General features: G+C 39.7%; 27 protein-coding genes. 16 read left to right on the forward strand and 11 right to left on the reverse strand.

From position 1 onward, the window contains the following. Positions 1–39: 39 nt before the first annotated feature. Positions 40–945: a chemotaxis protein gene (locus JI665_RS02605; protein WP_206835914.1), complete on the forward strand. Its 906-nt coding sequence runs from the start codon at positions 40–42 to the stop codon at positions 943–945. A 206-nt stretch (positions 946–1,151) separates the two neighbouring features. Here the strand turns inward: JI665_RS02605 and JI665_RS02610 are convergent, their stop codons facing one another. The 5 genes from JI665_RS02610 to JI665_RS02630 form a co-directional block, all read right to left on the reverse strand. Then, complete coding sequence (locus JI665_RS02610) at positions 1,152–1,619, reverse strand: YkyB family protein (RefSeq protein ID WP_206835917.1); 468 nt, start codon at positions 1,617–1,619, stop codon at positions 1,152–1,154. Positions 1,620–1,715: 96 nt separating this feature from the next. Next, positions 1,716–2,990: an MFS transporter gene (locus JI665_RS02615; protein WP_206835920.1), complete on the reverse strand. Its 1,275-nt coding sequence runs from the start codon at positions 2,988–2,990 to the stop codon at positions 1,716–1,718. Beyond that, the gene (locus tag JI665_RS02620; RefSeq protein ID WP_206835923.1) at positions 2,987–3,601 is read right to left on the reverse strand and encodes a helix-turn-helix transcriptional regulator; all 615 of its coding nucleotides are present in this window, start codon (positions 3,599–3,601) and stop codon (positions 2,987–2,989) included. The genes JI665_RS02615 and JI665_RS02620 overlap by 4 nt, the downstream gene beginning before the upstream one ends. Positions 3,602–3,737: 136 nt before the next feature. Beyond that, positions 3,738–4,205 carry a L,D-transpeptidase family protein gene (locus JI665_RS02625; protein ID WP_211202419.1) on the reverse strand — a complete coding sequence of 156 codons (468 nt, stop codon included), beginning with the start codon at positions 4,203–4,205 and terminating at the stop codon, positions 3,738–3,740. Positions 4,206–4,360: 155 nt separating this feature from the next. Continuing rightward, positions 4,361–5,236, reverse strand: a complete 876-nt coding sequence (locus tag JI665_RS02630) for a metallophosphoesterase (RefSeq protein ID WP_206835926.1) — start codon at positions 5,234–5,236, stop codon at positions 4,361–4,363. Between the two features lie 249 nt (positions 5,237–5,485). Here JI665_RS02630 and fadH point away from each other — a divergent pair, with 249 nt between their 5' ends. Further along, on the forward strand, positions 5,486–6,250 hold the full coding sequence (gene fadH / locus JI665_RS02635) for a 2,4-dienoyl-CoA reductase (protein ID WP_206835929.1): 765 nt from the start codon (positions 5,486–5,488) through the stop codon (positions 6,248–6,250). A 45-nt stretch (positions 6,251–6,295) separates the two neighbouring features. Here fadH and JI665_RS02640 read toward each other — a convergent pair whose 3' ends face one another. Then, complete coding sequence (locus JI665_RS02640) at positions 6,296–7,078, reverse strand: C39 family peptidase (protein ID WP_206835931.1); 783 nt, start codon at positions 7,076–7,078, stop codon at positions 6,296–6,298. Between the two features lie 180 nt (positions 7,079–7,258). On the opposite strand from JI665_RS02640, the gene JI665_RS02645 reads away from it, so the two are divergent. From JI665_RS02645 to JI665_RS02655, 3 genes are all read left to right on the forward strand, one after another. Beyond that, positions 7,259–8,473 carry an EAL domain-containing protein gene (locus JI665_RS02645; protein WP_206835934.1) on the forward strand — a complete coding sequence of 405 codons (1,215 nt, stop codon included), beginning with the start codon at positions 7,259–7,261 and terminating at the stop codon, positions 8,471–8,473. Positions 8,474–8,551: 78 nt separating this feature from the next. Then, positions 8,552–8,791, forward strand: a complete 240-nt coding sequence (locus JI665_RS02650) for a hypothetical protein (protein ID WP_206835938.1) — start codon at positions 8,552–8,554, stop codon at positions 8,789–8,791. A 258-nt stretch (positions 8,792–9,049) separates the two neighbouring features. Next, the gene (locus JI665_RS02655; protein WP_206835941.1) at positions 9,050–9,751 is read left to right on the forward strand and encodes a DUF3993 domain-containing protein; all 702 of its coding nucleotides are present in this window, start codon (positions 9,050–9,052) and stop codon (positions 9,749–9,751) included. An 84-nt stretch (positions 9,752–9,835) separates the two neighbouring features. Here the strand turns inward: JI665_RS02655 and JI665_RS02660 are convergent, their stop codons facing one another. Beyond that, positions 9,836–10,072, reverse strand: coding sequence for a glutaredoxin domain-containing protein (locus JI665_RS02660; protein ID WP_206835944.1), 237 nt, complete (start codon positions 10,070–10,072; stop codon positions 9,836–9,838). 60 nt (positions 10,073–10,132) lie between these two features. Beyond that, positions 10,133–11,083, reverse strand: a complete 951-nt coding sequence (locus JI665_RS02665; protein ID WP_206835947.1) for an MBL fold metallo-hydrolase — start codon at positions 11,081–11,083, stop codon at positions 10,133–10,135. A 184-nt stretch (positions 11,084–11,267) separates the two neighbouring features. Between JI665_RS02665 and JI665_RS02670 the strand changes: the two genes are divergently transcribed. The 8 genes from JI665_RS02670 (at position 11,268) to JI665_RS02705 (ending at position 17,212) form a co-directional block, all read left to right on the forward strand. After that, a complete protein-coding gene (locus JI665_RS02670; protein ID WP_019381663.1) occupies positions 11,268–11,504 on the forward strand; it encodes a YkuJ family protein in 237 nt (78 codons plus the stop codon). Between the two features lie 75 nt (positions 11,505–11,579). Then, positions 11,580–11,759, forward strand: coding sequence for a hypothetical protein (locus JI665_RS02675; RefSeq protein WP_206835950.1), 180 nt, complete (start codon positions 11,580–11,582; stop codon positions 11,757–11,759). A 52-nt stretch (positions 11,760–11,811) separates the two neighbouring features. Next, on the forward strand, positions 11,812–11,955 hold the full coding sequence (locus JI665_RS02680) for a hypothetical protein (protein WP_206835953.1): 144 nt from the start codon (positions 11,812–11,814) through the stop codon (positions 11,953–11,955). A 70-nt stretch (positions 11,956–12,025) separates the two neighbouring features. Then, the gene (cbpB, locus tag JI665_RS02685; protein ID WP_206835955.1) at positions 12,026–12,472 is read left to right on the forward strand and encodes a cyclic-di-AMP-binding protein CbpB; all 447 of its coding nucleotides are present in this window, start codon (positions 12,026–12,028) and stop codon (positions 12,470–12,472) included. Positions 12,473–12,617: 145 nt separating this feature from the next. Further along, positions 12,618–14,117, forward strand: coding sequence for an MDR family MFS transporter (locus JI665_RS02690; RefSeq protein WP_206837631.1), 1,500 nt, complete (start codon positions 12,618–12,620; stop codon positions 14,115–14,117). 151 nt (positions 14,118–14,268) lie between these two features. Continuing rightward, entirely contained in the window at positions 14,269–15,153 is an 885-nt protein-coding gene (locus JI665_RS02695; RefSeq protein WP_113881776.1) for a LysR family transcriptional regulator, read from the forward strand. A gap of 104 nt (positions 15,154–15,257) precedes the next feature. After that, entirely contained in the window at positions 15,258–15,968 is a 711-nt protein-coding gene (dapD, locus tag JI665_RS02700) for a 2,3,4,5-tetrahydropyridine-2,6-dicarboxylate N-acetyltransferase (RefSeq protein ID WP_206835958.1), read from the forward strand. Positions 15,969–16,087: 119 nt separating this feature from the next. Next, positions 16,088–17,212 (forward strand): N-acetyldiaminopimelate deacetylase, encoded by a 1,125-nt coding sequence (locus JI665_RS02705; RefSeq protein WP_206835961.1) that lies wholly within the window; start codon positions 16,088–16,090, stop codon positions 17,210–17,212. A gap of 102 nt (positions 17,213–17,314) precedes the next feature. Here the strand turns inward: JI665_RS02705 and JI665_RS02710 are convergent, their stop codons facing one another. After that, positions 17,315–18,175 (reverse strand): mechanosensitive ion channel family protein, encoded by an 861-nt coding sequence (locus JI665_RS02710; protein ID WP_206835963.1) that lies wholly within the window; start codon positions 18,173–18,175, stop codon positions 17,315–17,317. Positions 18,176–18,510: 335 nt separating this feature from the next. Between JI665_RS02710 and JI665_RS02715 the strand changes: the two genes are divergently transcribed. From JI665_RS02715 to JI665_RS02725, 3 genes are all read left to right on the forward strand, one after another. Further along, positions 18,511–20,265, forward strand: a complete 1,755-nt coding sequence (locus JI665_RS02715; RefSeq protein WP_206835966.1) for an ABC transporter ATP-binding protein — start codon at positions 18,511–18,513, stop codon at positions 20,263–20,265. A gap of 11 nt (positions 20,266–20,276) precedes the next feature. Next, positions 20,277–22,100 carry an ABC transporter ATP-binding protein gene (locus JI665_RS02720; RefSeq protein WP_206835969.1) on the forward strand — a complete coding sequence of 608 codons (1,824 nt, stop codon included), beginning with the start codon at positions 20,277–20,279 and terminating at the stop codon, positions 22,098–22,100. A 127-nt stretch (positions 22,101–22,227) separates the two neighbouring features. Further along, complete coding sequence (locus JI665_RS02725; protein ID WP_206835972.1) at positions 22,228–22,887, forward strand: potassium channel family protein; 660 nt, start codon at positions 22,228–22,230, stop codon at positions 22,885–22,887. Positions 22,888–22,974: 87 nt separating this feature from the next. Here the strand turns inward: JI665_RS02725 and rnjA are convergent, their stop codons facing one another. Then, the gene (rnjA, locus tag JI665_RS02730) at positions 22,975–24,642 is read right to left on the reverse strand and encodes a ribonuclease J1 (protein WP_009330987.1); all 1,668 of its coding nucleotides are present in this window, start codon (positions 24,640–24,642) and stop codon (positions 22,975–22,977) included. Between the two features lie 3 nt (positions 24,643–24,645). Beyond that, positions 24,646–24,858 (reverse strand): DNA-dependent RNA polymerase subunit epsilon, encoded by a 213-nt coding sequence (locus tag JI665_RS02735; protein ID WP_113881784.1) that lies wholly within the window; start codon positions 24,856–24,858, stop codon positions 24,646–24,648. Positions 24,859–25,476: the final 618 nt, after the last annotated feature.

Consider the following 25,476-nt stretch of genomic DNA (forward strand, 5'->3'; position numbering starts at 1 on the left):
ACTTAGATATAAGCATATGAAAAAGGAAGGGCGAAAAAAGTGGAACAGAAAAAAGGCATTTTACTGGAAAGCGGAACGAATGAATTGGAGATTGTTGAATTTTCAATAGGAAGGAATAAATTGGGGATTAATGTTATTAAAGTGAAGGAAATTATTAATCCTGTACCAGTCATTCCTGTCCCGCATTCTCATCGAAATATTGAAGGGATCATTGAACTGAGGGGAGAGGTTCTTCCTGTAGTTGATGTAGCATCATCATTAAATATGGCACCTTCAGAAAGCCCTCAGCAGGATAAATTTATTGTGACAGAGTTTAATCAGCAGAAAATTGTATTCCACGTTCATAGTGTTTCGAAAATTCACCGCATTTCCTGGAACCAAATTGAAAAGCCTTCTGAATTGTATCAGGGCCAGGAAAGCCAGATTATCGGCATCATAAAGCTAGAAGATGAAATGGTGCTGCTGCTTGATTTTGAAAAAATGGTCACTGAGATCAATCCGGCTTCAGGGATTAGCATCCAGAAGGTGCAGAAACTTGGAAAGCGCGAGAGGTCCGACAAGAAGCTGCTTATCGCAGAAGACTCGCCACTCCTAAGAAAGCTTTTGAATGATACATTGAATGAAGCTGGATTTTCACAAATTGAATTCTTTGAAAATGGATACGATGCTTATGAATATTTGCATTCTTTAGCCGAGTCGGGGAGCGATATAACTCAGGAAGTGCAGCTCATGATCACTGATATCGAAATGCCGCAAATGGATGGGCATCACCTTACTAAAAAAGTTAAAGAACATCCTGTGCTGACAAAAATTCCAGTTATTATTTTTTCTTCATTGATTACCGAGGATCTTCGCCATAAAGGCCAAATGGTTGGAGCCAATGCGCAGGTAAGCAAGCCTGAAATTGCAGAATTGGTGCTTTTGATAGATCAGCATGCATTATAGGACCATAACAAAGAAAAAGCTGGAATTTCCATTCCAGCTTTTTCTTGTTAGTAAGAAAGAATAACTTTGAACTTTGATAACTATATAGCTTCAGGGCCTACCCCCTCGAAGTGTCGGGGGTGAGCACCTAGGATAAGCTTCTTTGGATGTTCTTCCCAGGAACAAACAGTTTTGGCTTGTTCCGAAGGCGCTTGCGCTTTTCTTGATTAAAAGTAACTTTCTCCTAATTTCTTAAATACAGGTTTTTCATAGCGATGCTTTTTTGCGTTTGGCTTGCTATTAAGCTCTTTTAGCCCTGTATATGTCATAAGCAATTTTTTCGCCGCATTAAGAGATAAAGACGATTTTGGATTTCTTACGAAGGAATCGAGTTTACCCAAATGGGGAAGCACTGAAAAATCCTCTTTAGAAGGCGGAAGGTGGAAAGAATAATTCCCGCACTTTACAAGAACATCTGACTGCTGCTGGCTGTTTTTTGGATTGCCGGAATAGTGAAGGCCTGCTTTTTGGGCTTTTCCTTCTTTAATTAACTTTTGAAGTGCATCGTGCTTTAATTTATACAAAAATTTAGGGTTTGGTGCTGTCTTTGCATGGCGGTTAACGGTGAAGATGGCTTGAGAGAGGTTTTCAACCGTTGGTTGCAGATGGGGATATTGTTTCTTATCAGAATTCAATTTCCAATCTCCTTTCAAGTTATAAAGGGGTATAAAAATATTATACCCTTTTTAGCCTATAAAACCAACTTAGTATAGGGCTTTTCTTACAAAAGCTTATCCATCCAGCTGCTTTCCGCTTATGGGTTGGAAGGTTCCTGATTTTTTACATATAACCATCAGCATAGTTACACCTAATAATGTTGTTGCCAACCCTGCACCAATCATAACAAAAGATGCGCCCAGCTGTTTTGCAAGAAGAGCTCCTGCCGCTGGTGCAATAAGCATGGAAAAAGTCTGGAGGGACATGGCGGCAGCCGAAACTCTGCCCATCATTTTCTTTGGTGTTTCAGATTGGAGAACATACCCGTAAGGAACAGATTCTCCTGCACCTAAAAGACCCAATAGACATGCGCCGATTATCCAGACAAGTGGAGGGAAATTAAGAAAACCTAAGCCGCCAAGACCAACAGCTACAATAAAAGTGCCGCTTAATATGGCCGAAGAACTCATTAAATGGACTGGTTTTTGGTTCCACCCTGTCCACTGGCCCAGCAAAAGTGAGCCGGCCACACTGCCTGCTCCCACTGCACTGATCAGCAATCCGAAATTTCCCTCATTAAAACCAATCTGTTTTGCAATAAAAATAAATAACCCATCATAAAGAAAAATGATGAAAAATGCTGCAGAAGAAAGGATAATTGAAATCCTTAAAAGGGGAGTATAGAAAATATGTTTTATTCCCTCGGAAAATTCTTTCCAAAAACTCGATTTGACAGTATAATCTTCAGCTATCCTTTTATCTGATTCCTCAGAAGATTTTAAGCTGGGAAGAAAAATCAGGAAAATAATGGATATTACAAATCCTGCTGCTTCAAATAGAAACGGGCTTTTTGGTCCGAAAACTGCTATAATCCCCCCTCCTAAAGCCGGCCCGGCAATTTTCATGGTATTGACTGACAGCTGGCTTAGAGTTACAGCTTCAGGCAGCATGCTGTCAGGTACAATCATCCTGATCGCGCTCTGTCTTGCCGGGTCGTAAAGGGCTGATACGGTTCCCTTTAAAAACACAAATAATAGCAGAATGTATAGGTTGGGAGCGTAAAACAAGCCTGCGACAAAGGCAATTCTTAAAAAGAGGCAAACGATCATAACAGCTTTTTTCGGCAATCTGTCAACAAACACACTCGCAAATGGGCCGATTATGACCCAGGGAAGACCGAGAACAATGATGACAGAAGCAATGGCCGTTTCATCAAGCCCCCAGTGATAAGCGACAATAACCTGTAATGCAATAAAATCGAGCCAGTTACCCAAATCGGAAAATAGCTGGGCACCAAAAAGAGAGCGAAAGGATTTCAGCTTGAGTGGTTTAAAAATACCGGGTTTCATTGGCCATTCCCCTTTTCCCTGCCTAAGGCCATCCTTCGCCTGTTTAACAGCTTTTCTGTATTGCTGTTAGGATCCTGGCCAGCTGGCAGATTATTATTTTGCAGCACTTCAATTGATTCCTCGATCCATTTCATTTCTGTTTCGAGCTTCATTTCTGCATATCGAATCGACAGGCTGCCAAGCTTGCTGACATAGGAGTACCCATTTCGCGGCCATTCCTGTACAAAGTTTAGTATATCTGAGGCTTCTTCTTTTCTTTTTAATAAATGGCTAATTAACACCTCATTATCCATATCTTCATGCCAGGTTGACATTTTCATTAGCAATTCATCTTTAATAACTGGAAAAGAGGGAGGAGTCTTTAGCCAGTTCTCAAATTCTTTCCAGCCTTTTGTCGTGAGCTCATACATCTTTTTCTTTCTACCTTCTTCTTCCTGCTCGATTGCATAGATAAATCCTTCTTCCTCCAGCTTTTTTAATTTCGGGTAAATGCTCCCATAGCTCATTCCCCAATAAAGGCCAGCAGCTTTGTGTTCAAATTCAGATTTAATATTATATCCTGTGCTGGGCCAAAAGCTTAGGACAGCAAGAATGGTATGTTCTATAGACAATAATAAAACTCCTTTCAATGTATCAATTTGATATATCAATATGATATGTTGTGCTTTAAAAAAAATCAATAAAAAAATAAAAACTTTCGCAATTTTTCAGCGAAAGTTTTGTTGAAAGGAAGATTGTAAGCAGCATTTATGGCTGTATCCGTACCCTGGTGCCATTTGGCACTATGCGTGACAATTCGAGCACATCCTGGTTATACATGCGTATACAGCCTTTGGAAACAGATTGGCCAATTGAGGAAGGGTTATTGGTTCCGTGAATTCCATAGCCGGCTTTTGACAGGGAAAGCCACATGACCCCATATGGTCCGCCGGGATTGGGTTCTCTGTTCACAATAACAAACTCTCCAACTGGAGTCTGTGTTAGCATTTTTCCGACGGCGATGGGATACACTTTTTGAACGGTACTGTTATTTAGAAGCGTTAAGATTCTTTTGCCTTTTGAAACAATGATGGTATACGGAATGGAATCAGGTTCCGGCAGCCCTGGTATTACTATTTGCTGGCCGGGATAGATCAGGCCTGGATTTACAATGGAAGGGTTTGCCGCGAGAAGCTCACGTAAAGGGCGGCGGTAATTTTTTGCGATTACAGACATTGTCTCACCAGGTTTTACTATATGGTAAATAACAATCACCTCTTTCTGAAAGGTCTATTCAAATATATGTCTGCAAAAGTGAACTTGTAACTAATTGGATAAAATGTGCCCCCAATGCAGCAAAAAAGGGAAAGCTGCAAAGAATTGCTTTCCCTCTACTTTCCGCTGTTTGATTGTAAGGTAAATACCGTCAGTTCAGGTTTGGATAAAAACCGGAAGGGGAGCCGGGTTGTACCAAGCCCTCTGTTTACATAAAGAGTTAAAGGGCTTTGGCTGCCGATTTCATAGAAGCCTTCATAATATCTTTCAGCATGCGGCGGTTTAACTAATGCTCCAATGAACGGCAGTTTTATTTGTCCTCCATGACTATGGCCGCTCAACTGCAGATTGATGCTGAAAGCTGAAGCTGCATCTGCTAAATCCGGTGCATGGGATAATAAAATATTATAGGTAGAATCGTCCAAACTTCCGCTGGCAAGCTTTATGTCTGGTCTGCCGAGCATGGCATCGTCAATGCCGATGATCTGGATGCTGCTTCCGGAGAACTCGATTTTGCGATTTTCATTCAGCAAAAGAGTAAACCCGGCTTCTTCCATAATAGATTTATAAATATCAGAACCATAGCCCCCGTGATCATGGTTTCCATAAATAGCAAACCTTCCAAGCGGCGCCTGAATTCTTTTCAGGAGGGGCGCAATTTGGTTCGCCTCTATATATTTGTTGGGTTCATCCATCAGGTCACCTGTAAAAAAGACAATATCAGGCTTCAAGCTGTTTATCTTTTCAATCAATTTTTCAAGCTGTTTCAGGTCATAATGAAATCCTAGATGGGTATCGCTGAATTGGATGATCTTTTTATTATTGAACGCTTGTGGAATAGCGTTGTCAGAAATTTCGTAGTTTGTGATTTCCAAGAGCCGCGGCTCAATATCCCGTGCATAATAATAGCCGCCTGCACTAATACCAAAAACAGCAGCAAAAAAGCCGAGAACTCTTTTAAAAAAAGATCTTCTGGAAACTTTTTCCGGCATATAGCATACCAACCTATCTATTGAAATTTTTTTCTGAAGTATTGGGCATGAGAAAAACAACTGTCTTCTCATTGCAGTATCTTTAATACTATCAAACTATCCTATTAAAAAGAAGAATTAACTATGCCTTTTTCTTATCCTTCATTTTCCTTAGAAATATTAATTTATTTGTAAATAAAAATTCGAAAATTCTATATTTAATGGTAAAATGTAAATGAATGATCATTCATTTTTGAGAGGGGAATTAGAATGAAGAATAAAACTGTCATTGTTACTGGCGGTTCCAGCGGCATGGGAAAATATATGGCAAAGAGGTTTGCTGAAGCTGGAGCGAATGTGGTGATAACAGGAAGGAATCTGGAACGCCTCGAGACAGCAAAAGCCGAAATTCAAACATTCCAGGGACAAGTGTTGACAATTCAAATGGATGTCCGTGAAATTGAACATGTTAAACATATGCTCAATGAAACAATTAGTGTATTTGGACAAGTTGATTTCCTTGTTAATAATGCAGCGGGAAATTTTATATGTCCTGCAGAGCAGCTGAGTGCAAATGGATGGAATTCTGTTATTAATATTGTCTTGAATGGAACCTTTTATTGTTCGAGTGAAGTCGGTAAATACTGGATTGAAAAAGGAATTAAGGGAAGTATCATTAACATGGTGGCTACATATGCATGGGATGCTGGAGCGGGTGTTATACACTCGGCAGCAGCAAAAGCAGGTGTATTATCCATGACAAGAACTCTGGCTGTAGAATGGGGAAGAAAATACGGAATTAGAGTGAATGCAATAGCCCCAGGTCCGATAGAAAGGACAGGAGGGGCTGACAGGCTTTGGGAATCAGAAGATGCTGCAAACAGGACACTCCAAAGTGTGCCCCTAGGCAGGCTCGGGAAGCCGGAGGAAATCGCAGAATTGGCATTTTTCCTTTTTTCAGAGCATGCAGGTTATATTAATGGGGAGTGCATCACGATGGATGGAGGACAGTGGCTGAATCAATTTCCATTTTGATGTTAATAAAAACCGGCTGAATTATTTTCAGCCGGTTGACATTATCTATTGATAACTTACTGCTCTGGATTGTAATGCTTTCCATGATGAGATGAATTGTTCTTTAGAAACCTTCACCTGTTTTTTCCCTGAGAGGGGATCGTTAAGAATAACAAACTGTTCATCATAGCCTACTAATACGACTGCATGAAGATCTAATGGAGTTTTAATGGTTTTGCCGGAGTGAGTCCAGGATTCCCAGCGGTCAGGAAGCCTATAATCTCCTGTTGTCCAGACCACAGCAGGGTATCCTTTGGATACATGCATTAGAACCGCTTCAAAATTTTGGCTGGATAAATTAACGGCTCTTCCGGGAAGGTATCTATTCACTAATTCTTCAATTGGTTTATCAAAAACAGCGTAGCCTGCACTTGTTCCGGTCATATCTCCTACAAATCCTTCTGCTGGATTACCCCATTTCAATATATCACCTTTTGAACGTATCAGCGGATCAATATCTTTCTTTACTGCATTATACAAATCCATTTTTCCCACTTGCACACCTGCATGCCGCAGTACCATTGCCAGGCTGGTTACTTCGCATCCATACTTCAATTCGGGGTTTTGCCTAATTAGTGGAACATCAATGATTACAGAGTCTTTTTTAACAGCCGCAGGTGTTTTCGAAGACGGGGCTGTTACTTTCTGCTGTACCTTCTTTGCCTGGACTGGTATTTGTGCATCCAGCTCTTTTGATGCTATGTCAGGTCTTTGGAAAGAACCGGATGGTTCAGAATGGCCGCAGCCAAGCAAAGGAATAAGAAAGGATATAAATAGGAAATTCCTCATGAAATACCCTCTTTCTTTGATGTCCTGATATTAGCTTGTGAGAGAAGGCACGGCAATATGATGCAAAGCTTTTGCCAACCAATGATGTTTTATCAAAAAGTGGAATCTATATTTTGAATAGTAAAAGTTTTAAGCGAATATGGTATAATAACTCATTAATATACATAGGGAGGCTAGGACATGGATGCATTGGATATACTTACAGATTTGGAAAATGTATTTCCTTATTTCCAGCCAATATTCAGTGCAGATGAGCATCGTGTCATTGGTTATGAGGTTTTAGGCCGATATAGAGGATCTGATGGAGTTGCCAGTCTGGGGCCATTTTTTCAGGATGAGAATATTCCTGAAGAATATCGGATTGAAGTAGATTATGAAGTATTAAAAAAGGCTTTGGATAAGGCCCGGGACCTGGATAAAGATATCTTGCTTTTTATCAACAGGGATGCTGACTTGCTTATGTACAATGATGGGGAACAATTTTTAGATACCCTTAAAGAATATGCAAAAAAAGGAATAGGCCTTGACAGGATTGTTTTGGAAATTACAGAACGGAATTATAAGGGAGATATTGACCATCTGGACCATCTATTGAATTATTATAGGACATATGGAATCAAATTAGCCATAGATAAACTTGGCAATGAAAGCAGTCATCTCGATAGGATTGGGCAATTGGCTCCCGACATTTTAAAGGTGGATCTGGAGTCCATGAAATCAAATGCTTCTGCTTATAATTTTAATGATATCCTCTATTCTTTATCCATGCTTGCCAGGAAAATAGGAGCAAGCATGCTATTTGAAAATATTGAAATGGTTTACCAGCTTCAGTATGCCTGGAAAAATGGAGGCCGTTACTATCAAGGTTATTATTTGCAAAAACCGGCTGAAGATTTCACTGATAGAGATATTTTAAAGGAAAAATTACGAAGTGAATGCCATCGGTTTATTGTGCATGAAAAGAAAAAATTAGAGTCCTTGTATCAGGTTACCCTTGATTTCAACGAAAAGATGATTGATTTTGCAAATAAAAATAAAAAGGTACTTGTATATGAAGAAACATTGGAGCAGATTGCGGTTCTTCTGGATGGTGCAGCGTTTCGCCTGTATATTTGTGATGAAGATGGATTCCAGAAATCTGCGAATTACTTCAAACGGGATGGGGGATGGATAACCCAGGAAGAATATCTTCACAAAAACTGGAGCTGGCGGCCATATTTTCTTGAAAATATAATGAAAATGCGAATAAATAAAAAAGGAATCCTTTCTGATTTGTATACCGATATTGAGACAGGTGAAACGATCAGGACGTTTTCCTTCCCGCTTAATACCAATGATTACTTATTTGTGGATTTATCGTACGAATTTCTATACAACCATGATGGATTATTATAAGCATGAAATTTTAGAAGTATAAACAATCTTGATTTGAGGAAATGTAAGTGTAGAACTTTCCTTGAGGAGAGATTAGACATGAGCATGTACACAATGATCATATTAGTAATCGGTTTGGGGATTCTCGGTTACGCCCTGGCTTACACCCTTTTTGCTGCAAAAGAACGAAAGGCTGTAAAAGGGGATATTGACGCAGAACTGCCTGATAATGTTCAAAAGCATGCATATATCAGAAATCCAATCTTTCTGACATATGCGATTTGCTTTGGAATTCTTCTTGTTATGATCACTTATTTTGCACTTACATGGAATTGGTAATGACCCTGCTTAAGCAGGGTCATTTTTTTATAGAAATGAATACATGCTGCTGATTAACAATTTTTACATCTGTTTTTATATATGCTTTTCCGCTTTTTGCGTTAATTCTTTGTCAATACGGGTAGATTCATAACAAGAAAAGAATTTTTATGTCAAAATATAAGTGAATTTCGGGTACGAAAACCGGCAACAGCAGAGTTGTTTGCTGGTAAAATGGATGGTACACAAATAGTGAACGATAAAGAAAGGGAGAGTGGAATGTACAAGCACTTAACAGGAATTATTATAACAATTGCAGTCATGGCAGCAGCGATTCCTTCCCATACAAATGCAGAGAGCCTTAACAATAAACAAGAGGTATACAAATTTTTGCAAAATGCATTTCATATACAGGTTTCACTGAGCGAGGAAGAGCGAAGTATGAAGGAAGTCGATGAATTGCTTGAACCATATTTTTCTGAAGAACCAAAAGCTGAATTTCTGAATGAAAATCTTGTTTCAGAGAATGGCAAGTATTTTACCCTTGGATCTGATGCTGCTGCATATTACATTCCGTTCTTTACGTATTCAGTTAATACAAAAGCAGTTAAAGAAGGAAACAAAATTTATGTGTTTGAATACTTTAAAGAAAATCATGACGGCCCAGTCGCATATGAAGGTCACTATGAGGGACTTTTGCTTGCGGAACAAGAAGGGGAATTTAAAGTCGCCAAATTCCTGGGTGAAAATATACCTGAGAAAATTTTAAAGAAAGCCGAGAGTAATGAAGAAGCAGCAATACAAAGCTCATTTAAAACTCCTGAAAATTGGATTAACAAATCGTCATATCAATTTGGATTCCTGCTGAATCCATTCAACGCTTTGTTTCGTTCAGGAAGTATGCTTTTAACAGATGATAAACAAGGTATATTAGCTTTATTTGAACAACAGGAATTAAACGGGCAGCTGGCATCCAATTAGATGATAGGAGCTTAAAAGCTTAGCTTTTAAGCTCCTATTTCTATGGCAGTCTAACGGGCAGTTAGATCTCCGCTAATTGAAGATTCACTTCAAATCTAATGCAGATTGGAGTTTTTCCAGGTCAAATCCCCTAATGACAGTGTCCCCGATGACAATTGTCGGTGTAGAAAAGGAATTATATTGCCTGGTCAGCTCCTTGTGGGCTGTTGCATCTTTTTTTATGTCTTTTATTGTATAAGTATATCCATTTTCATTCAAAAACAACTTTATTATCTCACAGGGCGGACAATCCGGCTGTGTATATAGAACAATTTCTTTCAAAGTGCTTCCCCCTGAGTTTTTTTGTTATTCAATCATAATGCAGGATCTTAAGATAAGCAATCAGTTTGTTTTTTGCAGAAAGTCGATTAATCCCATAGAGCAGACAGCAATATCAACAGAAAGGATCTTATATACAGGGTGGTCAGATGAGATGCCTCTGCTATTTAGATAAGATTTAATTTTTTCTTCAAGCATGGCTTGCGCTGCCTGTGTCTGCTGATCTTTAGTGCCGCCTTCGGAAAGGGCATTTTCACCTGCATGGATGAATATCTTTAGCCAATTTTTAATTTGTCTGTAGACCTCCTTGGGGTTTGAACTCTTTCCGTAATGCCCAAAGAAAATATAATCAAGATCCATTTTTTCGTACATGGCAATCGATTCGAGCATTTTGTCGGGATCGAATTGGTTTGGTGAAGTTGAGGGCAAATACATTTCAATTCCATTTTCTTTTAATTGAGGGTAATATACACCAGCAGTGTCTCCTGTGAACATTCCATTAATAGCAGGGTGAAAGATGCTGAAATGGTGATTAGCGTGTCCGGGTGAATGATAGAATTTAAGCGTGCAATTTGGCCCTATTTCAAGCTCTTCTTCATGTTCTTTTTTGATAATCTTATCCTCCGGAACAGGCAAAATAGGATTAAATAATCCATCGAATTTATCTCCATAAACAGCTTTTGCACCAGCAATTAAGCGTGAAGGATCCGCTAAGTGTCTGGCACCTTTCGGGTGGACAATAACCTTTGCATTCGGACAGTGTGTCAGTAAAAGACCTGTGCCGCCTGCATGGTCAAGATGAATATGGGTAACGATGATATATTCAACTTTCTCAGGTCGAATCTGAAGCTGGCTTAGTCCTTCCAGTATGTAGGGAATTGAAGGGCTTGCCGAAGTTTCGATTAATGTCAGCGCTTCTTCTTTTAAGACATATGTACCGGTACGTTTTTCCAATGAAAGATCAAAATCATCAATTAAATAAAGATTTTCCGCCAATTTTTCAGGTTTTGCCAAAAAAAATCACATCCTTTATTAAGCTTTTGCTTGTACAAACACCTGACAATATTTTATTCTGTTAATATTGGTATGTAAAGCATCGAGCTTGAATATTCTGAATTTAATTCTTTAGGATAGAAACATGCCAAAAGAGAAACCTAAATGTAGAATTATGGGTTTTGTTTTGGAAAGGAGAGAGAGCATGTCACAGCTTCAAGGTATATTAACACGCTTAAAGAGCTTACAGGAACAAGCAACAGGCGGAGAGCCAATGCAAAGATTTTTTGAGGTGAATGGTGAAAGAAAATGCCAGGTAACTTTTCATCCAAAAAATGAAACGTTTGAACTGGAAGTATATTACGATAAAGAAAAGCCAAAAAGATATCAATTCGACAACATTGATATGATCACGATCGAAATTTTCGATTTGATTCAATAATCCACCACATACATAAGGGGCCTTCTGGGCCTCTTTTCTTATTAAAAATAGCTTAAAGAGAAAGCGTGCAATAATATGGAGTATCAATCTCACAGAGGTGTGGAAATGTATTATCTGCTCATGATTTTGCTGTTTTTTACAGTTCTTCTTTTGCTTGCAGATTTAATTAATACAAAAAAAGAAGTAATCAGGATCAGGAAAACTCTTGAAGAACTGAAAGAAATTTTAAAAGAAATTAAGGACTCGAAAAATTAGGCATTGAGAACAATAAATAATAAAGGACCCTTTGATAATGAGGTGAAGCAGAATGATGCCAGTTGTAACATGTCCAGCCTGCATGGCTGAAAAAGACATCGAAGCCGTTTTAACCGCACAGTCCAATCAAAATGTTATTTTTCGCTGTCCAGACTGCGGCTATGAAGTAAAAGACATTCAAACCAGCAAAGGTTAATGGGGCAAAATGCAGGAGACTATGATAAAATGGTTATGAAGTATAACTAATTTTTGAGGAGTTTTCGGCGATGATCAGTCTCCATAGCGAGGAATTTTTAGAATTTAACATTAGTGATTTCATGATTCCTTCTGAACGGGTAGCACATGTTCAGGTTGGCAATAACCTGGAGCATGCACTCTTAGTGCTAACGAAAAGCGGATATACAGCAATACCTGTACTAGACCCGCAATATAAGCTGCATGGCTTAATCAGCACACCCATCATCATGGATTCCATTCTCGGGCTAGAGCGAATCGAATTTGAGCAGATGGAGCAAAAAAGGGTTGAAGAGGCAATGAACAGAAAGATCCCGCGGCTTGATGCTGAGTCTTCTATACAGCAATCGATCGAGCTTTTAGTTGACCATCCCTTTATATGTATAGAAAACAAGGAAGGCTACTTTGAGGGAATACTGACTCGCAGAACTGTTTTGGATCAATTAAATAAGCATATTAGACGATTAAATAAGCGATAAAAACCATTCAGCTCCCCGCAGTGGGAGCTTGCTTTATTTTCAATGATGGGAGTCCTGGTGATTTTATTGCCGTCACTTGCTGGTGTTAATCATGTTTTTATTCATTTTGGAGGGGAAATGTTTGAGTCAAACTTTACATAAAAAAATGCCGCAAGGAAAGAGAAAAGTTACGAAAAAGCCTTTTGTGCTTGCTTCAGTTATGCTTGCCATGTTTATGGGGGCTATAGAGGCAACCATTGTTTCAACTGCAATGCCTGCCATTGTTGGAGATTTAGGCGGATTTGCTTTATATAGCTGGGTGTTTTCAGCTTACCTGTTAATGAATGCTGTGACTGTTTTGATTTACGGCAAGCTCTCAGACTTATTTGGGCGGAAGCCTGTTTTGACATTCGGGATTATCATATTTTTAATAGGTTCAATTTTATGCGGTTTTGCTGAATCGATGACAGCTCTAATTATTTTCCGATTAATTCAGGGGTTCGGTGCTGGAGCAGTCATGCCGATTGCAACCACCATTGTCGGGGATATATACACAAAAGAGGAAAGGGCGCAGGTTCAGGGTTATTTATCAAGTGTATGGGGTATTTCAGCCATCATGGGTCCTGCAATAGGCGGGCTTCTTGTTGAATTCGTCAGCTGGCGATATGTTTTTTGGGTTAACATTCCGCTTGGCATCATGGCTATTGCAGGCTTATGGCTTTTCCTTCATGAGAATGTGGAAAGGAAAAAGCATCAGATCGATTATGCAGGTGCTGTGCTATTAACGGTTTCCATTTCATCTCTAATGTTTGTGCTTGTTGAGGGAGGTACAAATTGGGCCTGGAATTCCATTGAATCAATCAGCCTTTTAGCGGTTAGTGTGATTGCCTTTATTTTATTCATCCTGCAGGAACAAAAAGCAGCAGAGCCAATGATGCCTTTTAATATTTGGAAGGAAAAACCGATATTAATTGCTAATTTAGCTTCACTGACAACTGGTGTGATGCTGATCGGGATTTCCAGTTTTCTGCCTGCATTTGTCCAGGGTGTCATGGAAAGATCGCCGATTGTAGCCGGCTTTACACTTACGACCATGTCGATTGGGTGGCCAATAGCTTCTGCAGCTGCAGGCAAGCTTCTCCTGAAAATTGGTTTTAGAAGCACCTCTGTAATAGGGGGAGTATTTTTAATTGCAGGGAGTATTTTATTCGTCACACTCACTCCTGAAGCAGGACCTGTCTGGGCGGCGGCTGGAAGCTTTTTGGTCGGGGCCGGCATGGGATTAACGAGCACTGCTTTTATTGTATCCATTCAGAGTACAGTGGAATGGAAGCAAAGGGGAATTGCTACTGCTGCCAATATGTTTATGAGAAATCTTGGCAACACTATAGGAGCAGCCTTGCTGGGCGGAATCCTGAACAGCCAGATCAAATCGTATATACAGAAGAATGGTGAAGGCATAGATGACAGCTTATCTTTAGATTCAGCAAATGTACTTTTAAATGAAGAAGCGAGAAACAGCCTAAATACCGGAGTGAAAGAAATCCTGCAAAATGGTCTCACCGTTTCACTTCATTCAGTGTACTATGCAGTGCTATTATTTGCTGTTATAAGCTTCTTATTGGTAATTGCTCTTCCAAAGCATGAAAAGGAAGTTGCCGATTAAGCGGCCAGAGATCTCTGCATTTACCGTGCAGAGATTTTTATATTCTTAAAGAACTGTATGTATTTTTGGTGCTTCTTTCCATTTTAATGATAATGAAACTTTAATTCGATTAAGATACACTATAATAAAAAGTTATGAAGGGAAGATGTTTATGTCTTCACTTACGGAATTTCACCTTTTATCAGTGCTGGCACAGGAAATGAATATGAGGAAAGCGGCTGAACGTTTATTTGTTTCGCAGCCAGCCCTTTCACAGCGTCTTGTAAATATTGAAAAAGAATGGGGCAGCAAACTATTCCTACGCTCACAAAAGGGTTTGTCACTGACGCCCGCTGGCGAAATCGTACTACAATTCATTAATGAAGTTCTTGCGAAGGAAGAAAAAGTCAGGGAATCAATTACAGCCTTGAATTCAGAGGTCCATGGGACCTTAAAAATAGCTGTTGCTTCCATCGTAGGGCAAAATTGGCTGCCTCAAGTTCTTAAGAAGTTTGTCAGCCGCTATCCGCAGGCAAAAATTTCTCTGATCACCGGCTGGAGCAGTGAAATATTAAAATCGCTATATGATGATCAGGTTCATATTGGAATTATTAGAGGGACTCCGGACTGGAAGGGGATTAAAATCCCTTTATTTAAGGATAGTCTTTATCTAGTGGATACAGAGATTACAAGGCCGGAGCAGGTCCTTGAAACAGACAGGCCCTTTATTCAGTTTAAGAGTGATTCCAACTATTATCAGGAAATTCAGGACTGGTGGCTGCGGCAGTTCAAAACGTCGCCAAAACGGACGATAGTCGTTGATCAAATTGAGACGTGCAAGCAAATGACTTTCAATGGAATAGGATATGCCATTCTTCCGGCCATTACGCTGAATGGTGCAGAGAAGAATATTTTTAAGATTCCGCTGCTGGATGAAAATAATTTGCCGATTAAGCGTGATACGTGGCTGCTGGGATATGAATCCGCCTTCCAGCTCAAGCAAGTTCAGGCATTTGTTGAGTTAATTAAGGAACATATTGAAGAAGAAGGAAAATGATATCAACCAGTACTTCTATTTTCATTTATTTTTCTTGTTTTCAGCGCTTTTGTTTGTTAAAGTAATGCTAGTTGCAAAGTTATACATAGAGGAGGATTTTTAATATGAAAATGATGGATGCCAATGAGATTATTTCATTTATCCAAAACAGCACAAAATCAACACCTGTAAAGGTTTATATTAAAGGTGAATTAGAAGGAATCGACTTCGGTGCTTCAGCAAAGGCCTTTATAAATGGCAGCACTGGTGTGGTATTTGGTGAATGGGCTGAACTTAGCCAGGCGATTGAAGCAAACCAGTCTAAAATTGAAGATTATGTTATTGAGAATGACCGCAGAAACTCAGCGATTCCATTGCTTGATATGAAAAATATTAAAGCCCGCATTGAGCCGGGTGCAATCATCCGAGACCAGGTTGAAATCGGTGATAACGCTGTAATCATGATGGGCGCATCCATTAATATTGGTTCAGTAATCGGTGAAGGTACAATGATTGACATGAATGTTGTCCTTGGCGGAAGAGCTACAGTCGGCAAGAATTGCCATATTGGAGCAGGAACTGTGCTGGCAGGGGTTATTGAGCCTCCTTCAGCAAAACCTGTTGTTGTAGAAGATGATGTTGTAATCGGAGCCAATGCAGTGGTTCTGGAAGGTGTGACGGTTGGGAAGGGAGCTGTAGTTGCGGCAGGTGCGATTGTCATTGACGATGTACCTCCTTTCACTGTGGTGGCAGGAACACCAGCTCGTGTAATTAAAGAGATTGATGAAAAGACTAAGTCTAAAACAGAAATTAAGCAAGAGCTTCGCCAATTATAAGAATTTGAAAAGCGTGGATTGCGATCCGCGCTTTTTCTAAAGGTGAAAATCTTTTGGTTAATTATGACGACTATAGCGTGAATGAAATATATGGGGCATTTTTACAAGGGGGAAGAGTTTTGGTCACAAATAATCCATTCGTTGCATTACGGCGGGAGCTGCACAAAATACCGGAGTTAGGGTTCCGTGAATTTAAAACACAGAAGCTTCTATTAGATTACCTGTATTCCCTTCCTCAGGACTACATGGAAATTAAAACTTGGAAAACGGGTATTTTTGTGAAAATCAGCGGCAGGAATCCTTCCAGGATGATTGGGTATCGTGCTGATATAGACGGCCTCCCAATCATTGAGGAAACTGGTCTGCCGTTCAAGTCCGTGCATAGTGAACAAATGCATGCCTGCGGACATGATTTTCATATGTCGATTGCACTTGGCCTAATAACAAAATTCATTGAAGAACGCATTAACGATGATTTACTGTTTATATTTCAGCCAGCTGAAGAAGGGCCTGGCGGAGCAGAACCCATGCTTAAATCTGAGATAATGAAGGATTGGAAGCCGGATATGATAATGGCCCTACATATTGCTCCAGAGTATCCGGTTGGAACAATCGCATTGAGAGAAGGATTGCTGTTTGCAAACACCTCGGAACTTTTCATTGATTTAAAAGGAAAAGGGGGACATGCGGCATATCCGCATAATACCAATGATATGGTCGTGGCAGCATGTACACTGGTCAGCCAGCTTCAGTCCATCATTTCAAGGAACATAGATCCATTGGACAGCGCAGTCGTTACAATCGGAAAAATCACTGGCGGCACCGTGCAAAATATTATTGCTGAAAAAGCGAGGCTTGAAGGTACAATCCGAACGTTATCCCCTGAATCAATGAAAAAAGTAAAAAGCAGAATTCAGGCGCTAGTCAAAGGAATTGAAGTCGGGTATGAATGTGAAGCTTCAATCGATTACGGAAGCATGTATCATCAGGTTTACAATGAGGCAGCCTTAACAAATGAATTCATGGAGTTTGCCCGCTCCAGTACAGACATAAACGTGGTTGAATGCAGGGAAGCGATGACAGGTGAGGACTTTGGATATATGCTTGAAGAAATTCCAGGCTTCATGTTTTGGCTTGGCGTCAATTCAGAATACGGACTTCATCATGCCAGGCTGAATCCAGATGAAGCAGCAATCGAGAAAGCGATTGAATTGATTGCAGCTTATTTAAGGTATAAAGGTTAACCATTTGCAGTAAGCATTTACTAAATAAAATTGAAAATGTTAAAAAAGCTGATTTCAAAGAACCTTTTTAGGTTCTGCGAAATCAGCTTTTTGCTTACGGCTTTATCCGGCAGCACTTTCTGATCCTGCCTGTTTTTGAATGAGCACCTGATGAGGGAATGGGATTTCGATTCCGTTAGCTTCCAGTGCTTCCTTCAGTGCTTTTCTCAGCTGTCGTTCGACAGCCCACTGTTCCATGTTTTCTGTCTTGGCAATAATTCTTAATACAACATCAGATGAGCCTAATGTTTGTACGCCAATGACATTAGGTCCCTCAACAATCGCCTGGTTTTCTTTGGCTATCTTGTCGCAGACTTCCTGGAGAACTGTTATAGCTTCATCAATATCGTCATCATAGGAGATTCCTATATCAACCAGTGCGCGCATATTGCCGCGGGAATGATTGCTCAGACTGGTAATCTCCCGGTTGGGGATATAATGCAATGTTCCGTCAAAACTGCGGATTTGTGTAGTTTTTAATCCGATTTGCTCCACTATTCCTGAGTAGCTTCCAGTTGTAACATAATCCCCGACATCAATTTGCCTTTCCAGCAATATAAAAAACCCTGTTACTACATCGCTGACAAGGCCTTGAGCTCCAAAGCCAACCGCTAATCCGACTACACCGGCACCGGCAAGAATGGCAGTTGCTTTTATGCCGAAAATCTGCAGTATCGTAACAGCAAAAATAAAAATAAGTACGTAAGAGAAAATGTTTTTAGCTAGACTTTGCAGTGTCTTCGATCTTCCTGGAGATATTCTTTCCTTCCTTCCGATTCCCTCAAAACTTTTATGTATGATTTTATTCCCTGCAGACTTAACGATTAAAAAGGCAAAATAGATAGCTGCGAGCTTTAATAGAATAAGTCCGGCATCAATCAGCAGGGCTTCCCAATTTATTTGCGATAAATTTAGATTCTCCATTCTAACGCTTCCTTTCAGTATGATTAAAGTCATCATTTTATCGCAACAGCGCTTTATATGCAAACGGTTAGCCTTTCTATCATGTGGACAGCACTAGATAATGGGTGGATGGGAATTCTAAATTTTAATGCAGTTTTCTAGATTGGAAGCCATATTATCGACTTTCAAGGGCATTAATAATGATTAGGAGCTTTCATAGACTCACTAAAAAGATAGACTTCAAAAAAAGTGGAAAAATCAAACAAAAAGGGGTGGAAAAATAATTCGAAACTCGATATATTTAATATTACGTTCTAACTTTTCTAATTTTTCAGCAAGTTAAAGGGGGAATGCAAATGGAAACATTTAAAAAATTAAAGCAATATTATTGGCCATTCAAACATTATTTTATCTGGTCCATATTCTTTCTGTTTATTGTGACAGCGATAACGGTTGTGTATCCAATGATCCTGCAGCTGACAATTGATGAGGTTGTCATAGGGGGGAATTATGGGTGGATACCCTATTTGGCCTTAGGCTTCATTGCCATAATGGCTGTAAAAGGGGCAGCGACTTATATCCATCAGTACACCGGTGATTTGTTTGGGATCACATCGGTCTATGAACTTAGAAATGTACTTTATGAAAAGCTGCAGTTCTTGCCGTTTAGATATTATGACAATGCAAAAACAGGCGATTTAATGTCGCGGCTTACTGCAGATGTTGAGGGGTTCCGTTTTTTTCTTTCATTCGGATTTTCTGAACTCATTCGTTTTGTTTTACTGATCCTTATCAGTGTTTCTGTCATGTTTTATTATTCTATTCCGCTGGCGATTGTTACTCTTATTACGCTGCCTTTCCTCGCGGTAGTCACCTTTAAATTCGATAAAGCTGTGCATCCGGCATTCCGGAGCATCCGCAAATCCTTTGGGCGGCTGAATACAAAAGTCCAGGAAAACATAAGCGGAATCAATACAGTGAAGTCATTATCACGAGAAGATTTTGAGATTAATAAATTCAATGACTCTAACAGTGACTATAAGGATAAATATCTTTTTACTTCTGATATTTGGGCTAAGTATTTTCCGTTAATGGAGTTTCTGGGCAATTTAAGTGTTGTATTGCTCCTGGCTTACGGAGGTTATCTTGTTATGGCAGACAGTCTGAAGCCAGGGGAACTAGTCGCTTTTTATAGCCTTGTCTGGTATATTATGTGGCCTATTATGAATCTTGGTTTTATCGTTAATCTATTTTCGCAGTCTAAAGCTTCCGGAGAGCGTCTCATTGAGATCCTTGAGGCAGATAATGAGATTGAGGATATAGAATCATGTGTGAAGGCAGAACGTTTGCTGGGTGAGGTGGAATTTCGCAATGTTACGCTGAAATATAGCAAGGATGATAATGACGCTTTATCCAATATCTCTTTTCATGCTGAGCCAGGAAAGGTGATCGGGTTAATAGGCTCGACGGGATCAGGGAAAACGAGCCTAACACAGCTTATGACAAGATTTTATGAGCCAACTGAAGGTCATGTGATTATTGATGGGGTAAATGTGCAGGAGTACTCTCTTCAATCACTGAGAAGAAACATTGGCTTTGTTCTTCAGGAATCTTTTTTGTTTTCTTCTTCGATTAAAGCGAATATTGCATTTGGGAAACCTGATTCCACCATGGAGGACATCATTGAAGCTGCCAAACGTGCACAGGCACATGAATTTATCATGGAACTTCCTGATCAATACGATACCGTACTTGGCGAGAGGGGCATGGGGCTTTCAGGCGGTCAGAAGCAAAGGATTGCGATAGCAAGGGCCATCTGTGCAGATCCCAGCATTTTAGTTTTGGATGATGCAACAAGTGCTGTGGATATGGAAACAGAATTCAGAATACAAAAAGCTCTGAAAGAAGTAATGGCTGATCGAACTACCTTTATCATTGCCCACCGGATTTCTTCACTAAAGCATGCAGATGAAATCCTTGTACTGGAAAACGGGAGAGTGGCTGAACGGGGGACACATGAAAAGCTCCTTAAAAATAATGGCCCATATCAGCGGATTTACGATATTCAATATCAGGACCGCGATGTGGTTCTCCAATCAAATGCAGGCTAGGAGGTGCCCCCTTGAAAAAAACTAAATTAAGAAATGATAATGTGTTAAATAGATTTCAATACTCAGCAGACGAAGTCATTGAGAAGCCGTTTAACTGGAAGCAGATGCTGCGCTTGTTCAGTTATATGGAGCCATACAGAAAAAATTTGCTTCCGCTCTCTATTATAATGGTTTTAATAAATACAGCAGTCAGACTGATTATTCCGATCTTAATCGGTGTGTACACATTAGATAAAGCTTTGATTGAAAAGGACGGTCAACTGCTTGCCTTTCTAGTTTCAGTGATTGCGCTTCTCTACACCATTTCATATGCTGCAAACTATTTCAGGATTAAATGGATGAATAAGCTGGGCCAAAGTGTAATTTATGATCTGCGGAAACATTTATTTACACACGTACAAACGCTTTCGCATCGTTTTTTTGATCAGCGTTCGGCAGGATCCATACTGGTAAGAATCATGAATGACATAAATTCGCTTCAGGAGCTGTTTACCAATGGAGTCATAAATCTTCTGATGGATCTGATCATGCTTGCAGGGATTTTTATTATTTTATTTACACTTAGCCCTGAACTGACTCTGGCTATAATGGTTATTTTGCCTATCATGTTTTTTATTTCCACTAGTTTGCGGAGAAATATCCGCAGATCGTGGCAAACCGTCCGGTTAAAACAATCCAAATTGAATTCTCACTTAAATGAAAGTATTCAGGGGATAAGGATTACCCAGTCTTTTACACAGGAAAAAGAGAATATGGCATTCTTTGATGGTGTGAATACTGAGAATTTTGAAAGCTGGAGAATTGCATCCCAGAAAAATGCGATGTTCAGGCCGCTGGTTGAATTGACCAATGCCCTGGGTACGGCTGTACTGATTTGGTTTGGGGCACATCTGATTCAGGATGGGTCAATCTCGATCGGTGTATTTGTTTCTTTTGCTTTTTATTTAGGGATGTTCTGGGAGCCTATTTCCCGGCTTGGTATGGTGTATAACCAGCTGCTCATGGGAATGGCGTCATCTGAAAGAATCTTTGAGTTTCTCGATGAGAAACCAATCGTTTCGGAAAGGAACGATGCCTTTCTTTTACCGGAGATAAAAGGTAAGATTGAATTTGAGAATGTCACATTTTCTTATGATGAAAAAAGAACAGCCTTAAATGGGGTTTCCCTTGAGATAAAATCAGGGCAAACTGCGGCGTTAGTCGGGCATACAGGATCGGGTAAAACGACGATTGCGAATTTAATCAGCCGTTTTTATGATCCTTCGGGAGGTTTTGTGAAAATTGATGGCTATGACTTAACGGATGTTTCCTTATCAAGTTTGCGCAGGCAAATCAGTGTGGTGCTGCAGGATACTTTTATATTTTCAGGAACAATCTATGATAACATCCGTTTTGGCAGACCTGATGCAACTGATGAAAAAGTGGTGGAAGCAGCCAAAGCTGTTGGTGCACATGGATTTATTGAAAAACTTTCAAAGGGATACGAAACTGAAGTGGAAGAAAGAGGAAATATATTATCAGTGGGAGAGAGGCAGCTCGTCTCCTTTGCCCGTGCTTTGCTTGCAGATCCGCGGATTCTTATACTTGATGAAGCTACTGCCAGTATTGACACTGAGACAGAGGTGAAAATTCAGCATGCTTTAAAAACACTTCTGAAGGGAAGAACAGCCATTATTATTGCCCATAGGCTATCTACGATCCGTGAATCCGATCAAATCTTTGTGCTGGATCATGGAAATATATTAGAACAAGGAAATCATGAAGAATTGATGAATGCAAAAGGTGAATATTATCATTTGGTAAAAGCACAGTTCAATATGCTTGATGCAATGTGAATGAACAAAATGAAACCTCCGAGCGGAGGTTTTATTTTGTCAGGAAGGAACATATTATGGATAGACTCCTGTCTGTGCTATTATGGTATTATTGTCTATATTGCTAACTTTGCTGGGGGAAGATAGGATGAAAAAAGAATTTGCTGTTATCGGACTTGGACGTTTTGGAGGAAGCATCTGCCATGCTCTGGCAGAAGAAGGCATGGAAGTAATGGCGATTGATGTAAATGAAGACCGTGTGAACGAATTTGCGAGAATCGCTTCACACGCAGTGGTTGGCGATACTACGGATGAATCCGTTATCAAGAGTTTGGGAATACGCAATTTTGACCATGTTATAGTGGCGATTGGCGATAATATTCAGGCCTCTATCCTGACCACATTAATTTTAAAAGAGGTAGGAGTTAAAAGGATTACGGTTAAGGCTCAAAATGATTATCATGCAAAGGTATTGAGGAAAATAGGAGCAGATCATGTTGTTCATCCTGAAAGGGATATGGGCAGAAGGATTGCCCATAGTATCGTTTCAAATAATGTTCTGGATTATTTGGAACTATCGGATGAGCATAGCATTGTAGAAATCGTGGCTAATGAAAAACTTGCCGGCCATAGCATTATTGATCTTGATATCCGTGCAAAGTACGGTATCAACATTGTTGCAATCAAAAGAAAAAATGAAATTATCGTATCTCCGCAGGCGAATGAAAAAATACAATTTGACGACATCCTAATTGTTATTGGAGCAGACGTAGATATCAACCGTTTTGAAAAGAAAGTGATGTCTTAATTTGAAAAGGCTGTATCTCTCAAGTGAGTGATACAGCCTTTATTTTATACAAAATACATTATAGATCTACACACGCCAATAAAGGTTTTAAACTTCCATGATAATTGGTAAAATCATTGGACGGCGCTTTGTTTTTTCATAAAGGAATGGTGCAAGTGTGTCAGTGATTTCATTCTTGATTTCTGACCATTGAGTTGTTCTGCGTTCCATAACCTTGCTTAAGTGTTTTGTAATAAGTGCCTGTGCATCATTGATTAAATCTCCGGATTCCCTCATGTAGACGAATCCGCGGGAAATTAAGTCAGGGCCGGCGGCAATTTTGAAATCCTTCATATTGATGCTTACTACGACAACCACTAAACCTTCTTCAGAAAGAATGCGGCGGTCCCGTAAAACGATATTTCCGATATCACCGATTCCGCTTCCATCAATATAAACAGAACCAGACGGTATTTTTCCTGCTACTTGAGCAGAATCTTCGCTGAGGGCCAGTACTTCACCATTATCCATGATGAAGCAGTTCTCTTCATCCACTCCACAATCCACAGCTAATTTGGCATGCATTTTCTGCATTCTGTATTCACCATGAATCGGCATGAAGAATTTTGGCTTAATTAAGCGAAGCATTAGTTTTTGTTCTTCCTGACCGCCATGACCTGATGTATGAATATCGCTTAGCTTGCCATATATGACTTCTGCACCTGCACGGGAAAGTCTGTCAATGGTTCTGCTGACACTAATTGTGTTCCCGGGAATGGGTGAGGAAGAGAATACAACAGTGTCGCCAGGAATGATTTGGATCTGGCGATGCGTTCCGTTAGCAATTCTTGATAGGGCTGCCATTGGCTCTCCCTGGCTTCCTGTACATAGTATAGTCACCTGATTGGCTGGAAGTCTATTAATTTGATGCGCATCAATAAAGGTGTCTTTTGGTGCCTGAATATAACCCAATTCCTGTCCGATATTTATAGCTGCTTCCATGCTTCTTCCAAAAACAGCAATTTTTCTGCCATTCGTGACGGCCGCTTCAGTCACCTGCTGAAGACGGTGGATATTAGAAGCGAAAGTGGCAAAGATAATCCGTCCTTCAACTTTGCGGAAGATATCATGAATACTGTCGCCAACCCGGCGTTCAGACATAGTGAATTCAGGTATTTCGCTGTTTGTGCTGTCAGAAAGCAGGCAAAGGACGCCTTCCTTTCCGATTTCAGCCATTTTTGTCAGGTTGGCCGGTTCTCCCACAGGAGTGAAGTCAAATTTGAAGTCCCCAGTGTGAACAACTTGTCCAGGCGGTGTTTTAACAACGATGCCATATGAATCAGGGATACTGTGAGTCGTCCGGAAAAAAGTTACGGATGTTTTTCTGAACTTAATGATATCGTCTTCCTTGATTTCATGAAGAGTGGTTTGTCTCAAGAGTCCGTGTTCTTCAAGTTTATTTCTAAGCAGGCCAAGGGCCAGCTTTCCGCCGTAGACCGGAATATTAACTTCTCTTAGGAGATATGGAATTCCTCCAATATGGTCTTCATGTCCATGAGTGATAAATAATCCCTTGATCTTATCTTCGTTTTTCACTAAGTAAGTGTAATCAGGAATAACATAATCGATTCCGAGAAGTTCGTCCTCAGGGAATTTAATTCCAGCATCAATTAGGATAATCTCATCCTGGAATTGCACAGCATAAGTATTTTTTCCGATTTCACCCAGTCCGCCCAGAGCAAAAACGGCTGTTTGATCATTTTTAACAAATTTCATAAATTACTCAATCTCCAATACTTTAAAGTCTTCATTTTGTTTTTCATATTCCAGGAATTCTCCTTGGACAGATGTTACAAATTCAATATTATAGTTGCGGTCAGCCAGCTTTTTGCGTACGTCTCTTTCAGAATCGCCTTCCACAAAAATAGTTTTTGTTTTTTCTCTAACCGGTACCTCTGTCTTAGAATCCTGATAATATACCTTGAAAATCATTTCTATCTCTCCTTAATCCGATAAAAAACTTTTATCTAATATATAAAATAATAACATGTATTACATGTTTTTTCCTGCCGGATATGAATAATAAATTCTTCTCAGTCCTAATATGCTCCCGAATCTATGTAAAAAAGTATACTGATAACCAATTTACAATAAGGAAGGAGCCCTTCGCAAGTTTGAAGGGCTCAAATTTGTCAGGCAATAGATTTTTTTCGAAGCATTTCATTCCACTGTTTTAAAAGCTTCTTTCTCAGCTTCTTTAACATAGTGGATCAACTCCTTACTTTCTATTTTAAACGATCCTTGTCCAAAGTAAAGGCAGCAAGGACGTTTTAAACAGATTTTTGTAAATAATGAGGTCTTTTTACTAACGGTCTAGCGCAAGCAGCCCTGCCCCTCGAGGGTGTAAGTGGGGGAAGGAGCTTCCGCTTTTCTTAATTATATTATATGGTAAGATAGTTAAATCTCTCGTGGATAAAAATGGAAATATTCATTGTTTATAGCACGGAAATTGACTTTTTAACTTTGTGGGTTTAGTGTTTTATTACGGTAAATCATATGGAAATCATATAATAGCAGCCAGTAAAATAACGCTTGAAAGGAAGTTAATTT

The sequence above is a fragment of the Bacillus sp. NTK034 genome, assembly GCF_017303275.1.
Lineage (GTDB): Bacteria > Bacillota > Bacilli > Bacillales > Cytobacillaceae > Cytobacillus.